This window comes from Nitratidesulfovibrio sp. SRB-5, assembly GCF_019931275.1.
In the GTDB taxonomy this organism is placed as follows: domain Bacteria; phylum Desulfobacterota; class Desulfovibrionia; order Desulfovibrionales; family Desulfovibrionaceae; genus Cupidesulfovibrio.
Map to the genome: position 1 here is coordinate 282,663 of NZ_JAIOTY010000001.1, position 14,227 is coordinate 296,889.

General features: G+C 66.7%; 12 protein-coding genes. 1 reads left to right on the forward strand and 11 read right to left on the reverse strand.

The features are described from left to right. Positions 1 to 5: 5 nt before the first annotated feature. The 6 genes from K6142_RS01090 to tsaA all read right to left on the reverse strand — a co-directional run bounded on the left by K6142_RS01090 (position 6) and on the right by tsaA (position 7,984). Positions 6 to 2,261: a molybdopterin-dependent oxidoreductase gene (locus tag K6142_RS01090; RefSeq protein ID WP_190245577.1), complete on the reverse strand. Its 2,256-nt coding sequence runs from the start codon at positions 2,259 to 2,261 to the stop codon at positions 6 to 8. Beyond that, a complete protein-coding gene (locus tag K6142_RS01095) occupies positions 2,258 to 3,025 on the reverse strand; it encodes a molecular chaperone (RefSeq protein WP_190245578.1) in 768 nt (255 codons plus the stop codon). Before K6142_RS01095 ends, K6142_RS01090 begins: the two co-directional genes overlap by 4 nt. A 283-nt stretch (positions 3,026 to 3,308) precedes the next feature. Beyond that, a complete protein-coding gene (gene cydB, locus K6142_RS01100) occupies positions 3,309 to 4,334 on the reverse strand; it encodes a cytochrome d ubiquinol oxidase subunit II (protein ID WP_190245579.1) in 1,026 nt (341 codons plus the stop codon). Positions 4,335 to 4,388: 54 nt separating this feature from the next. After that, positions 4,389 to 5,690, reverse strand: a complete 1,302-nt coding sequence (locus tag K6142_RS01105) for a cytochrome ubiquinol oxidase subunit I (RefSeq protein WP_190245580.1) — start codon at positions 5,688 to 5,690, stop codon at positions 4,389 to 4,391. 630 nt (positions 5,691 to 6,320) lie between these two features. Then, positions 6,321 to 7,103 carry a molybdate ABC transporter substrate-binding protein gene (modA, locus tag K6142_RS01110; protein WP_190245581.1) on the reverse strand — a complete coding sequence of 261 codons (783 nt, stop codon included), beginning with the start codon at positions 7,101 to 7,103 and terminating at the stop codon, positions 6,321 to 6,323. Next, positions 7,100 to 7,984, reverse strand: a complete 885-nt coding sequence (gene tsaA, locus K6142_RS16620) for a tRNA (N6-threonylcarbamoyladenosine(37)-N6)-methyltransferase TrmO (RefSeq protein WP_190245582.1) — start codon at positions 7,982 to 7,984, stop codon at positions 7,100 to 7,102. Before tsaA ends, modA begins: the two co-directional genes overlap by 4 nt. 313 nt (positions 7,985 to 8,297) lie before the next feature. On the opposite strand from tsaA, the gene K6142_RS01120 reads away from it, so the two are divergent. After that, a complete protein-coding gene (locus K6142_RS01120; protein ID WP_190245583.1) occupies positions 8,298 to 9,659 on the forward strand; it encodes a TOBE domain-containing protein in 1,362 nt (453 codons plus the stop codon). A 319-nt stretch (positions 9,660 to 9,978) separates the two neighbouring features. Here K6142_RS01120 and K6142_RS01125 read toward each other — a convergent pair whose 3' ends face one another. The 5 genes from K6142_RS01125 to K6142_RS01145 form a co-directional block, all read right to left on the reverse strand. Beyond that, complete coding sequence (locus K6142_RS01125; protein WP_223290423.1) at positions 9,979 to 10,764, reverse strand: ATP-binding cassette domain-containing protein; 786 nt, start codon at positions 10,762 to 10,764, stop codon at positions 9,979 to 9,981. Beyond that, entirely contained in the window at positions 10,761 to 11,468 is a 708-nt protein-coding gene (gene modB / locus K6142_RS01130) for a molybdate ABC transporter permease subunit (RefSeq protein ID WP_190245584.1), read from the reverse strand. The genes K6142_RS01125 and modB overlap by 4 nt, the downstream gene beginning before the upstream one ends. 392 nt (positions 11,469 to 11,860) lie before the next feature. Next, positions 11,861 to 13,069 (reverse strand): FprA family A-type flavoprotein, encoded by a 1,209-nt coding sequence (locus tag K6142_RS01135; protein WP_190245585.1) that lies wholly within the window; start codon positions 13,067 to 13,069, stop codon positions 11,861 to 11,863. A gap of 313 nt (positions 13,070 to 13,382) precedes the next feature. Further along, complete coding sequence (rd, locus tag K6142_RS01140) at positions 13,383 to 13,541, reverse strand: rubredoxin (RefSeq protein ID WP_007526280.1); 159 nt, start codon at positions 13,539 to 13,541, stop codon at positions 13,383 to 13,385. A 123-nt stretch (positions 13,542 to 13,664) separates the two neighbouring features. After that, positions 13,665 to 14,039, reverse strand: coding sequence for a desulfoferrodoxin (locus tag K6142_RS01145; protein WP_015946111.1), 375 nt, complete (start codon positions 14,037 to 14,039; stop codon positions 13,665 to 13,667). Between the last annotated feature and the right edge of the window lie 188 nt (positions 14,040 to 14,227).

Genomic DNA, 14,227 nt, shown 5'->3' on the forward strand with positions numbered 1-14,227 from the left:
CGCTCCTAGACGCGCGCCACGTCGGCAAACTGGTCATGGATGGCCACGCCGGGCGCCCCGGTCTTCCACGCGCCCATGTCGGCGCTCTCCTCGTCCACCAGGTTCTGGCAGTTGTACGTGTTGTTCCGGAACCACGCCTCGTACAGCAGGATGTGGTCGCGCGGCATGTTGCCGGTCAGCCGCGCCCGCAGCCGGGTGGCCCCGGTGCGCGCCTTGACCTCGACCATGTCGCCGTCGCGGATGGAGCGGGCCGCCGCCGTTTCCGGGTGGATGTACACGATGGGTTCTGGGTTGAAGTCTTCCATCCATTCCAGGTTGATGAACTGCGAATGCAGGCCGAACTTGGCGTGCGGGGTCAGCACCCGCAGCGGGCCGAAGGGCTTGCGCCCGGGCACGTACACCGGCAGGGCGTTGAAGCCGTTCTTGGCGCAGATGTCCGACTTGAACTCGTACCTGCCGGAGGGGGTCAGGTACTTGCCGTCGGACCACGCCGGGCCGGGCTTCCTGGCCTTGGCCGGGGCCTTCAGCAGGTCTTCCATGGAGGCTATGCCGAAGTGGTCCCTCATGGCCTGGCCGCATTCGGCCATCAGCAGGGCGCGCGGGTCCGCGTCTGCCGGGAAGGTGCAGAAGCCGGGCGACAGCTGGTTCAGCCGCGTGGTGAGCAGTTTGGCGATGTCCACCTGGCACTTGGCCTCGTGCAGCGGCTCGATGGCCTTTTCGTTGATGCCCACCCAGCGGTGCCAGTAGCCGGCGTTGGCGTTCCATTCCTCGAACAGGGTGGTCACGGGCAGCACGATGTCGGCCTGTTCCACGGTCTGGTTGAAGAACAGGTCCACCACCACGGTCATTTCCATGCGCGCCAGGGCCTTCAGCATCTTCTGGTGGTCGAATATCTGCGAGACGGGGTTGCACCCGGTGACCCACAACAGGCGCACGGGCGGGTTGTCCGCCGTCAGCAGCATTTCGGCCATCTTGTTGATGTTCAGCATGCGGCGGGCGTTTTTCACGCTGCCGTCGGGGGCGGTGGTCTGCACCCCCACGGACCCTGCGGGCGGCTGGAACGCGCCGTGCGCCCCGGTGAACACGTAGTTCAGCAGACTGCCGTAGCGCGCGCCGCCACCGGTGACGCCGATGTTGCCGGTCATGGCGCACAGGGCGTCGATGCTGCGGATGGTGGCCCCGCCGTTGGTGTGGCGTTGCAGGCCGTAGCCCATCCAGATGGTGGCGGGTTTCGCCGTGGCGAATTCCTCGGCCACGGCGCGGATCTTGTCCTCGGGGATGCCGGTTTCCTTGCTGGCCCATTCCACGGTGACGTTGTCGCGCAGGTAGGCCACGAATTCGTCGTAGCCGCTGGCGTTGGCGGCCAGCCAGCTCTGGTCGGCCAATCCCTTGTCCAGGATGTGGCGGCACATGCCCAGCGCCAGCGCGCCATCGGTACCGGTGCGTATCTGCCAGTATTCGTCGGCCTTGGCGGCGGTCTGGGTGAACACCGGGTCGATGCACAGGATCTTGGCCCCGCGTTCGCGGGCGGCGTAGACGTACTTCATGGAGTGGATGGAACAGTATGCCGGGTTGCCGCCCCACAGGATGACGTAGCGCGATTCCGGCATTTCCTCGGGGTCGTCGGCCAGCATCTTGCCCATGTCGTACGACTGGGCGTCGATGCCCGCGGGCCAGCACGGGGTGCCCACCAGCCGGGTGATGTAGCCCATGGAGGCGAACATGCCGTCAGCCACGTTGGGGGTGACGCCCTGGTGCCCGGAGAGGCGGTTCAGCCCCACGCCCAGCAGCGAGCCGTCCTTCTGTTTGCACTCGACGATCTTGCGGGCGATCTTGTCGATGGCCTCGTCCCAGCTCAGGCGCTTCCACTTGCCGGTGCCGCGCCCCTGCTGCTCCATGGGATACTTGATGCGGTCGGGGCTGTAGGCGCTGCCCACGTACGAGTTGCCCTTCACGCACAGCCCACCCCCGGTGAAGGTGCAGGCGGTGTCGCCTTCCACGAACTCCACCCGCCCGTCCTTGACGTGGGACAACATCATGCAGGTGTCGTAACAGTTGCGCGGGCACACCTGCCGGTGCACGGCATAGCCGCCCGCGTAGCCGCCGCCCTTCAGCGGGGCCGCCTGCGCCGGCCGCAGCAGGCCGCAGGGGCCGGAGCCCAGTGCGCCCAGCGCGCCCAGCGTACCCATGGCGGCCGTCCCCTTGAGGAAGAAGCGCCTTCCGTTGTCGCAGCCGCGTGCTGCCCGATCGGTCTTGTTCATGCTGCTCCTCGCTTGGTGACCGGTTGTTCCGGTTGAGCAAAGGCCCCGCACCCCATGGACACGGCGTCGGCAAGCCAGCGGGCCAGGTCGTCGCCCGCGCGGCCCATGACGGCGGACGTTGCGCCTGCCCGGCGCAGGGCATCGAGAAATGACGGCACCCACACGGCCATGTGCCCGGCCACGAAGGCGTCCCACCACGGGGCGAGGTCTTCGGGGGCGGGCTTGCGCGCGCCAGGGCCGGATGGTGCGGACGGTGCGGATGGTGCGGACGGTGCGGATGTGGCGGATGTGGCGGGGGCCGGGGAATCCGCCGGGCCTGCCGCATCCGGCTGCAGGGCGGCGAACACGGCCAGGACGGCGTCCAGTTCCAGGCCGATGTGGTCGTCGGGCAGCGACCCCTGCCACGGCGAGGCAAGGCCCAGCGCCGCGTAGGCTTCGCGGGCGAACAGGGTGGCCTCGCCCATCAGGCGGCGCTCCGTCTCCAGATAGACGGAGGCATAGGGCGGCGCGGCCACCGGGCCCGGACCCACGAACAGCCGGTTGAACAGGTATTCCTCTTCATCCCACGCAGGCACGGGCGGCAGGGGCGGGGAGCCCGGCAGGGCCAGTGCCTCGAAGGCCCGGCGCAACGCGGCGCCGGCGGTGGCGAAGAAGAAGTCGCGCAGGGCGGAGCCGCGCCGCGCGAAGGCCTCGGCGTCCGTCATGCGGGTGCTGGCCGGGGCGGGCGCGGGCGGGGAGGGGACGGGAAAAATGGTGGGCGACATGGCATTCCTGCTGCGATGTGCGGTTCAGGCCCCGTTGCTGGCGCGCGGGGGCCGCCACCGGAGTGGCTTTAATTTGCGTAATACCATGTCGATTGGGGCGTGCAATGATTGTCGGATGCTGTAGGAAGTCTGTAGGACGCGTCCTACATGCGGCGTTGCGGTGACGTTGGCGCCGTGGGCCGGAAAACGCCATTGATGTCCGGGAAATAAAACGGGGAGCCCTTGCGGGCTCCCCTGTGCATCCGATGTGTTGCGTGCGGCGCGTGTCGCGCCGCTTCACCGTCTAGTAGGCGTGCTCGTCTTCCAGGTCCTCGTCGGTGATCTTGTGGGTGAACACGGAATACACCCACGCCTGATACGCCAGCACGATGGGCACGAAGATCGCCACCACGGTGAGCATGATCTTCAGCGTCAGCGGGCTGGACGCGCCGTTGGCGATGGTGACGCTGAAGGCCGGGTCCATGCTGGACGGCAGCAGCGCCGGGTACATGCCGAACACCCCGAAGAAGGTCACGCACACGATGAACACCGCGTTGCACACCCAGGCCATGCCCACCGAGTTGGAGGCGATGAAGAACCGGGTGGTCAGCAGCGAGGCCACGGCCAGGATGGGGAACACCAGCAGCGGCGGGAACTTCATGTAGTTGACGTACAGGCTGGTGTACACGGCGGTGGCCGTCAGGAAGGCCAGCGCGGCGCACAGCAGCAGCGGCCAGATGCCGCGCGCCAGGGCCACGGCCCTGTCGTGCAGGTCGCCCGTGGACTTGATGGCCATCCACAGCGCGCCGTGCAGGGCGAACATCAGCACGAAGAACACGCCGCCCAGCAGGCCGTACAGGTTCAGCAGCTTCAGCAGGTTGCCGTGGTACACGCCGTTGCCGTCGACGGGAATGCCCATGAACAGGTTGGCGAAGGCCACGCCGAACAGCAGCGCGGGCACGAAGTTGCCCAGGAACTGGAACACGTCCCACACCTTGCGCCAGCCGGGGCTGTCGATCTTGTTGCGGAACTCGAAGGACACCGCGCGGAAGATCAGCGCGAAGAGCAGGATCAGCAGCGGCGCGTACAGCGCGCTGAACATCACCGCGTACGCCTTGGGGAACGCGGCGAAGGTGACGCCGCCCGCGGTGATCAGCCACACCTCGTTGCCGTCCCAGAACGGACCGGCGGCATTGTAGATGGTACGGCGCTCGGCTTCGTTGCGCGCGGCGAAGGGCAGCAGGGTGCCCAAGCCGAAGTCGAAGCCGTCAAGGACGAAGTATACGGCCCACAACAGGCCCCACAGGACGAACCAGATTGTCTCCAACATGTTTCCGATCCTCTCGGTTAGCTGTTCATGCGGCTATGCGGCACGTCGTGCGGGCTAGGCTGCGGGGCCTTTGCGCGCGTACTTGCGAAGCAGGTAGATGTCGAGCACGCCGAGCAGGGTGTACACCGCCCCGAACGCCAGCAGCGATACGGCCACGGACGAGGCGGGCACCGGCGACACGGCGTCGGTGGTGCGCATCATGCCGTATACGATCCACGGCTGGCGGCCTATTTCGGCCACGGCCCACCCGGCCATGATGGCCAGGTACGGCAGCGGGATGGCCCAGGGCAGCGCCTTCAGCAGCCACGGCTTGTCCTGAAGGCGGTTGCGGAACAGGAAGGCGGCGCCGGCCAGCAGCGGGAACAGCGTGCCAAGGCCCACCATCACGCGGAAGTTCAGGAAGGTCAGCAGCACGGGCGGGCGGTCTTCCTTGGGGAAGTCCTTCAGGCCCTTCACTTCGGCGGAGGGATCGTTGAAGGCCAGCAGGCTGAGCACGCCGGGAATGCCGAAGGCCTGGATGGCGTTGCCTTCCGCGCTTTCGTTGGGCACGGCCAGCAGGTACATGGGCGCGGACTTCTGGGTTTCCCAGTGCGATTCCATGGCCGCCAGCTTGGCGGGTTGCAGCCTGGCCACGGTGTTGCCGTGGTTGTGGCCCTGCAACGCCACCAGAAGGGCCAGCGCCAGGGTGAACCCGGCGGCCAGCTTGAACGAGCGGTTGAAGAAGTCTTCCTCGTTGCGACGCAACAGGTGCCAGGCAGAAATGCCCAGCACGAAGAAGCCCGCCAGCATCCACGAGGCGAACATGTTGTGGAAGAACTGGCCCCATGCGTAGGGGTTGCTGAGCACGGTGAAGAAATTGTCCAGTTCCGCGCGGTTGTTGCGGATCACGTAGCCCACGGGGTTCTGCATCCAGCCGTTGGCCAGGATGATCCACAGGCCGGACATGTTGGAAGCAAACGCCACGGCCCAGATGGCGAACAGGTGCATCTTTTTCGAGACGCGCTCCCATCCGAACACCCACACGGCCAGGAAGGTGGATTCCAGAAAGAAGGCCAGGGTGGCTTCAATGGCCAGCAGCGAACCGAAGATGTCGCCCACGTATTCCGAGTAGCGCGACCAGTTGGTGCCGAACTGGAATTCCAGGGTGATGCCGGTAACCACGCCCAGGGTGAAGTTGATGAGGAACAGCTTGCCCCAGAACTTGGCCATGCGTTTGTAGGTTTCGTTGCCGGTGCGGTAGTAGATGGTCTGCATGACCGCGATGAGCACCGAAAGGCCCAGTGTCAGCGGCACGAAGATGAAATGGAAAAAGACGGCTACCGCGAATTGCAGCCGTGACAGCATGACGACATCCATGCTTTCCCCCTTTGCAGCGGGTCCGGCGGTGTGGCCGCCCGTAAGCCCGGCAAGGTTAAACGGTGAAATAGGCGCGTTGCCCGGTCTGCTTCCGCCGAAGGCCGGCAACGTGTGTGCATCAAGCGATAATGGTTGCTACTACCATTTTTCCGCCAATATGCAAGCATGGTGGAAGATTGCAGCCAGCGATAACGGAGGGACTGTGCGTAATCTAGCACGGTTGCGGAGAAACTGTCAGCAAAAAATGCATGGCGGCGGCAAGTTGGCGCTGCGGGCCGTTTTGCGGGGGAACCGGCCCGGACAGGGGAGCAGGACGGGGCGAGCGGGATGGGTCGAGTTGGACGAGTCGGGCAGGACGGGCCGGACGGGATGAACCGGACGGGATGACTCGGGCGGGATGGGGTGGCCAGCATGGTCGGACAGGGCGGGTCGGGCAGGACGGGCCGGAGGGGGGAGCTGGCTAGGCCGGGCCGTGCGCATGCACGGGAGCGGAGTGTGCGGATCTGCCCGTACTGCCCGCATGGGGCAGGGACCGTTTGGGGCGCACGCCGTGCACCCACGCGCAACGGGCGTCGGCCATGTGGTCGGCGCCCGTTGGTGTTGGCGAGGGAATCCGGGGGGATGCTGCCGCTACGGCTTGCCGAAGCCGTACTTGTCCAGCACGGCCATGCCTTCGGGGCCGGTGACGTACTTGATGAACGCGGCGGCGGTGGCCTTGTCCCTGGCCCCGGACAGGACGGCGATGGGGTAGGTGATGGGGGCGTGCCCCTTGACGGTGGCCACCACCTTCACCTTGTCGCCCGCGATCCTGGCGTCGGTCATGTACACGAAGCCCGCTTCGGCTTCGCCGCGCGCCACGTAGTCCAGGGCCTGGCGCACGCTTTCGGCCAGCACGGACTTGCCGGAAAGGGCATCCCACGAACCGGCGGCGGTCAGGGCGGCCTTGGTGTAGCGGCCCACGGGCACGGAGTCGGGGTTGCCCACGGCGATGCGGTGCACGTCGGCCTTCTTCAGGTCATCCACGGAGGCGATGGCCAGCTTGGAATCGGCGGGCACGATGAGCACCAGGCTGTTGGACACGAAGTCGATGCGGGTGGCCACGTCGATGAGCTTGCTTTCCACGGCCTTGTCCATGGTGGCCTGGTCGGCGGAGGCGAACACGTCCACCGGCGCGCCTTCCTGCATCTGCTTCAGCAGCGGGCCGGACGCGGCGAAGTTGGTCTGCACCTTGCTGCCGGGGTTGGCCTTTTCGAACATGCCCTTGATGTCGGTGAAGGCGTTGGTCAGGCTGGCGGCGGCGGACACGGTGATCTCGCCCGCCTGGGCGGCAAGGGGAGCGCAGACCAGCGCGGCCAGAACCAGTGCGGCAAGAACGCGGCGGCCGGTGCGAAACGGACGGAATCCGGAAATCATGAGGCGCCTCCTGTCTGAGGTTGAGTGGTGTCTGCGGGGACGAAACGGTCGTCGGCCCTGCACTGCACGGCGTTGTCCGCCACGGTGGCGAACCAGCCCGTCCTGTCGGCGTCCCAGACGTCGAAGGTGGGGACGTACGGCTTGATGTCCAGCACCGGGGTGCCGTCCAGCATGTCCACGTTTTCCACGTGCAGCCTGTTGCCGGTCACGCCGGTAAGCCGCAGGACGGAAATGCCGATGGGGTTGGGCCTGCGCGGCGAGCGGGTGGCGAACACGCCGTGCTCGTCGTTGTCCAGAAAGGGCTTCACGCGCAGGGTGAAGCCCTTGCATTCGTGCAGGTGGTAGATGACGAGGAGGTGCGAGAAGCCCTCGATGTCGGCGAGGCCTTCGGCGAATTCGGGCAGCACGTCGATGCTGCCCGCAACCCCCTGCGCGCCCACGGGCTGGATGGGCATGCCGCGCACGTTGGTGAACGGGGTGCGCATGTGGGCCACCGGGGCGTAGGAAATGTGCGGGGTTTTCGGATCGGCTGCCTGCTGCGGGGGCGAATGGGGCGCGGCATGGGCGGCGGCGGGGCCGCGCAGCAGGTGCAGCGCCGTGGCCGTGGCCAGCAGGGCCACCCCGGCTTCCGGTTCCGGCCACAGCAGGGGCACGCCCAGTCCGGCCAGCATCAGGGCCAGCGGACCGCCGCACAGTTCACGCAGGCGCAGGCGCATGGCCGCGTCGCGTCCCGTCGTCAGCCCCAGTTCGCCGTCATGGGCGTTGCCGCGCGGCGCGCATCCGGTCTCGAAGGCCAGCAGCACGGCCAGGGCGGCCAGCGCGAGCAACAGCACGGGCAGCACGGGAACAAGCACGGCGGGCAGGAAGGAGGCGAAGGGCATGGGCATCTCGTCGGTGGCGCAGGGAAGCCGGGAAACAGGCCGCCCGGTGGATGCCGGTGGCATTCCGGGGGCGATGAAGGCGGCACGGGGTGCCGGCCCGGTGCGCATTCCGGGCCGGACCTCGTCGGGGCACCGGCGCGGCAGGCACGTGCGACCGGGGCCCCTTCCATCTTCCGGGTAGCTGCTGCCCGCACGGCAGGCAATACGGTCACCTGGGTTGTTTTTTTCGTGACTGTGTTCCCTTTCCGGCCAAAACCGACCAAGACTTCCGGCAGGGTGGCGGCGGCAACGACACTGCGGAGGCAGATCGACCATGCATGCTCCTTTGGCCGGTATCGTCGGCGCACTGGACGAGACACAACTGGAACTGATGCGGGCCTGCATCGAACGGGAACTGGAGGCGCGGCTTGGCGGTGGCGTTTCCGGCTTGCCCGTGGAATCCGGCGCGTCCCCACTTGACCCCGCAGCCGATCACGCGGGCGCGGACGGCCTTGGCGCGGCAACCTTGCACTCCATCGTCACCGCGTTGTCCGGCGTGCCGGGCATGGGCGGCGGTGGTGCCTGCACGCGTGGCGCGCTCCGTGAAGGGGCTGGCGCAGATGGCGCGGGCGCATGCCCCCGCCCAGCACCCAAGGCAGCGGACGTGCCCTGTCCTGCCCAAAGCTTCGAGGTGCCGGAAGGGGTCAAGCACCTTACGTCGGAACAGCTCGACGAACTGACGGCCACCTTCCTTGCCTGGTTCGGCGCGGCGTCCACGCCGGTGCAGCGCCGTTCGCGCGGGCGGCTGTGGGTGGCCTTCCTGATGATGCGCCACGGCGCCCTGCGCCTTGGCGAGGTGCTGGCCCTGGACGATGCCGCCGACCTTGACCCGGTGCGCCAGCAGGTCATCGTGCGCGGGCACGGCGGGCGCGAAATCCAGCTGCCCGGCCCGGTCATGCGCGAGGTGCAGCGGGTGCTGGACGACCCCATGATGTTCGGCCTGCGCGGGCGCGTCTTTCGCATGGATCAGGGCTACGTGCGCCGCAAGTTCTACGAGCGCGCCGCGGAATGCTCCATCCCCAAGGAATACCTGAACCCGCGCGTCATCCGGCATTCGCGGGCCGTGGAACTCTTGCGCGGCGGCGTGCCGCTGAAGATCGTGCAGGGTATCCTGGGCCACCAGAGCATGAACCAGACGGCCAGCTACCTGCGCTTTTCAGACGATGACGTGCGGCGTATCGTGCATCATTACCTGAACAAGGAGACCCGGATGAAGACCAGCGCACGCAACGCGTTCACCGGCAGGGTCACGTCCGTCGTCAGGGACGGGCTGCTGGTGGAGGTGGAACTGACCACCAACAGCGGGCTGAAGGTGGTTTCGGTGATTACCGAGGAAAGCGCCCAGAACCTGGGCGTGGGCACCGGCAGGGTGATGACCGCCACGGTGAAGGCGCCGTGGGTGATCCTGGCCCGCGAGGAAAACCGGCTGAAGACCAGCGCGCGCAACCGCTATGCGGGCAAGGTGGCGCGGGTGAACCTTTCCGAGATCGCCGCCGAGGTGGTGGTGGACCTGCCCGAAGGCACCACCGTGTGCGCCCTGCTGACCGTGGAAAGCGTGAAGGCGCTGGACCTGGCGCCGGGCACGGACATTCTGGTGATGTTCAAGGCGTTCTCGGTGATCCTGAACGTGGAATAGCGCGGTGGAAAACGCCCGGATTTGCGGGCATGGCATGTGAGCATGACGTGCGGGCGCATGCCGCCCGCCTGCGGAAAGAGCCGCCGTCTCCCGAGGGGACGGCGGCTCTTTCACATGGAGGGGCGGACGGGCGGATGGCGGTCTCCGAAGGCCCGTGGGAAACCGGACGCGCGAGGCGGCGCGTCGGCAAGCCCGCCCGGAACCATGTTGACGCGCATGGCCCGGCGGGAAAGGAAACGCGGGGAGCAAAAAGCGGGCGTCGGGTAATTACCCTGAAGCGTTCAATGCATCTTCGCCTGGTTCGTCACCGGTTCGTCACCTAGTTCATCAGGGCCATGAGCAGCCCCAGCGCAGGCCTTCCTTCCGCCCGCAGTTCGCGGAAGTTCAGGCGGTGGCGGATGCGTCCGTCCTCGTACAGCACCAGGGTGTCGGCAAATGCGTCCACGTCGTCCGGGTCGTGGGTGATGATGATGGCCGGAATGTCGAAGTGGGCGAACAGCCGGGTGAACTCCTTGCGCATGCGCACCCGCAGCAGCGGGTCCAGGGCAGAGAACGGCTCGTCCAGCAACAGCGCGCGCGGGTTGGTGGCCAGGGCGCGGGCCAGCGCGGTGCGCTGGCGCTGCCCGCCGGAAATGTTGCCCGGCAGGTTGTGGGCCACGTGGTCTATCTCGAACAGTTCCAGCAGTTCGTCCACGCGTTGCTTGCCGCTTGCGCCGTCGGCCCCGCTTCCCTTCCCGGCTCCTGACTGCCCGGCAACGGACGCGCGCCGCCCGGCCCCCAGGCCGAACTCCACGTTCTTGCGCACCGACAGGTGCGGGAACAGGGCATAGTCCTGAAACACGTAGCCGATGCCCCGGTCGCGCGCGGGCATGTCGATGCCCGCCGCCGTGTCCAGCAGGGTGGTGCCGTTGATGACGATGCGCCCCTCGCGCGGGTGCATCAGCCCGGCGATGGCTTGCAGGGTCAGGGTCTTGCCCGAGCCGGAATGGCCGAACAGCACCAGGGTGCGGTCTTCTGTGGCGAAGGACACGTCTATCTTGAAGCCCTTGCCGCCCGCGCCCCGGGCCGGAGGCAGGCGGTGGGTGATGGAAACGTCTATCATCATGCCCCCCTGCCGAAGGAAAGCCCGCCGGTGGCCAGCTTGTCCGCAAGGATCAGCACGCCCATGCACAACAGCGAGGTGGCGATGACCAGCGCCAGCGCCTGTGCGTCGTCCCCGGCCTGAAAGGCGGAATAGATGGCCAGCGACAGGGTTTGGGTGCGGCCCGGCAGGTTGCCCGCGATCATCAGCGTGGCGCCGAATTCGCCCATGCCCCGCGCAAAGGCCAGCATGATCCCGGCCAGTATGCCGCGCCACGCAAGGGGCAGCGACACCCGCAGGAACACCTTCCATTCCGATGCGCCCAGGGTGCGGGCCGCGTTTTCCAGGTTGTGGTCCACGGCTTCCAGCGCGGCGCGGGCCGATTTGTAGATGAGCGGAAAGACCACCACCGTGGCCGCCACCACGGCGCCTTCCCACGAGAACATCAGGTTGATGCCGAATTCGGCCAGCCACGGCCCCAGCAGGCCGCGCCGCCCCACCAGCAGGATGAGGTAGTAGCCGATGACCGTGGGCGGCAGCACCAGCGGCAGTGCGCACAGGGCATCCACCCAGGTGCGGCCCGGAAAGGGGCGGCGGGCGATGCACCACGCCGTCAGGATGCCGAGCACGGAGGACACCACCGTGGCAATGCCCGCCACCTTCAGCGTGAGCAGGATGACGGAGATTTTCAGCGTGTCCGCCGTCAGCAGGGGGGAAAGGAAATCCATGGCCCGACTGTGGCGAAAAGGCCGGGGGGCCGCAACAGAGGCACGAAAACTTTCGTCTTGGTGACCGTGGCACGGGGCAGTGACACGAGCCGCCTCGGCGGGTTGCTTTGGTCATCTGTCGATGCACCAGCCAAAAAGGGGAAGGACCGTGTGGCCCTTCCCCGTGTGTCATCATGGCGTGAACATGGCGTCAACCCGGCTTGCTCCGTGCGGCGTGACCGTGGGCGTCGCCATTCCTTCTTCTCTCAGGGGCTGTTTCCAAATTAGGATTTTCGTTCGTTGGCGAGGAAAACGAGCCTGCCATGAGGGAGTATACTCTTCTCGTATTCGACCGACATGGCAGGCGAAGTTTGACGACGCCAACGGGCGAAAGGACAATTTGGAGACGGCCCCTACCCTTCGCACTTGGCGGTCAGCGCGGCGGCCACGGTCTTGCCCAGTTCGAAGCACTTTCCGTAGGTGTCGTGGGTGGGCACGTGCTTCACCTTTACCGGTTCGGCGGGCAGTTCCATGCCCATGGATTCCAGCCATTCGGTGATGGCCTTCACCGATTCGCCGGACCAGCCGAACGAACCGAACGCCGCGCCGATGCGGTTTTGCGGACGCAGGCCCTTCATGTAGGTGAGCATCTTGGCCACTTCGGGCAGGATGCCGTTGTTGTGGGTGGGCGAACCCACGATCACCGCGCCGCAGTCGGCCAGTTCGGTCATCACCGCGCTGTGGTGGTTGGCCTTCAGCCACATGATGCGGGTGGGCACGCCGCCCGCCTCCAGCCCGTCGGCAATGGCGCGGGCCATCTTTTCGGTGGAGTGCCACATGGTGTCGAACACGATGACGGCGCGCTTCTGCGGCTTCTGCTCGGCATAGCGGCGGTAGGTGTCGAAGGCGAACTGCACTTCGTCATGGCCGCGAAAGATCAGCCCGTGGTCGGGGGCCAGCATGTCGATGTCCAGCTTCAGCTCGGCGATGGCGTCCAGCGTCTTCAGCACGATGGGCGAGAAGGGCAGCACGATGTTGTGATAGTACTCCTTCATGGCGTGCAGCAGCGCGGAGCGGTCTATCTCGTCGGCGTAGCGTTCTGTGCTGGCGATGTTCTGGCCGAAGGCGTCGTTGCAGATCAGCAGCTTGTCTTCGGGAATGTACGACACCATGCTGTCGGGCCAGTGCAGCATGCGCGTTTCCACGAAGGTCACGGTGCGCTTGCCGAGGCTGATGGAGTCGCCGGTCTTGACCACCTGCACGGGCCAGCCGGTGATGTCGAAGTGGGCTTCCATGGCCTTCAGGCCCATGGGCGAGCAGAATATCTTTTCGGGCTTGCAACGGGCCACCATTTCGGCCAGGGCACCGGCGTGGTCGGGCTCCAGGTGGTTGCAGACGATGTAGTCGATCTTCTCGGGCTCCACCACCTGGGACAGGCGGCAGAGCAGGGTGGGCAGGAATTCGTGCTTCACCGTGTCGAACAGGGTGACCTTTTCGTCCATGACCACGTAGGCGTTGTACGTGGTGCCCTGCGGCGACAGGGAATAGCCGTGGAAGTCGCGGCTGTTGTGGTCGACGACGCCGACCCAGTGGATGTCCTTCTTTATTTCAAGGGCGTGCATGTTCTACCTCGCGATGCGGGTGCGGTGGGTGTGCGCGGGGGGCGCGGCATGCCGGCGAGCATGCGCAAGAGGGCTGACCAAAGGAGTAAGTAAATTCCGTGGGTGGGGCAAGGGGGGCGATGCCTGATGCGTGGTGCGGGCTGGCGCGCGGGCATCCGGGTGCCGGGCTGGCCGCCATTCGTGTAGCCGTCTGGACTGCCTGCGGGCGGCACCGGCGTGTCGCCTCTGCGGAACCCGAGGGCGCGGACGCAAAGGGGAGGCGCACCGCCCTGCGGCGGTGCGGCCTCCCCTGCCGGTCGGAAGCCGGAACCCGCTAGGCGGGTTCGAATTCGGACTTGGGCGCGCCGCAGATGGGGCACACCCAGTCGGCGGGCACGTCTTCGAAGGCGGTGCCGGGCTTCACGCCGTTGTCGGGGTCGCCTTCGGCGGGATCGTACTCGTAGCCGCAAACGGTGCAGACGTACTTTTTCATGATGCGTTCCTCGTTGTCGGGTGGTTGCGTTGCGGGCGCGCGCCGCGCCCTGTCACCAGGCTGCCGTCCGCCGGGTGCGGCGGGTGGGCGGTTGCCCGTCGGGCAAGGGCCGCGCGGACCGGCCTACGCCTTCCAGTGCCCGTGCAGGTTGCAGTATTCGCGGGCGGAAACTTCGGTGGCCTGGATGCAGAATTCGGCCTCGGGGGCGTCGCCGGGCTTCAGGAACCTGGTGTAGCTGCGACCGTCGGCAATGAGTTCGATCCACTCGATCCAGTGGGTTTCCTCCATGGGATGGGCCACGGAGCCGACCTTCACCTTGTAGCCGGTGGCGGTCTTTTCGATGACCGGCACGTGCTTTTCCTTGGCGCCGTCGCTGGTGCCTTCCTTCATGAACTTCATGGGTTCGCCGCAGCAGACCAGGTCGCCGCCGCCGGCGTGCATGACTTCGACGATGTTGCCACAGTGAACGCACTTGTAGACTTCGAGCATGTTCGGCACGGGATGCCTCCTTGAAGGGCCTTTGGGGCCTGTATCGGCCCGGTGATGTTCGTGCGGTGCCGGGTGCCTGCGCTGGTGCTGGCGGTCCGGGTGACCGTGATGTCCGCTTGACCGTGATGCCCGTTTGACCATGATATCCGGGTGACCGTGATATCGGGGTGACCGTGATATCGGGTGTACCGGGGTGT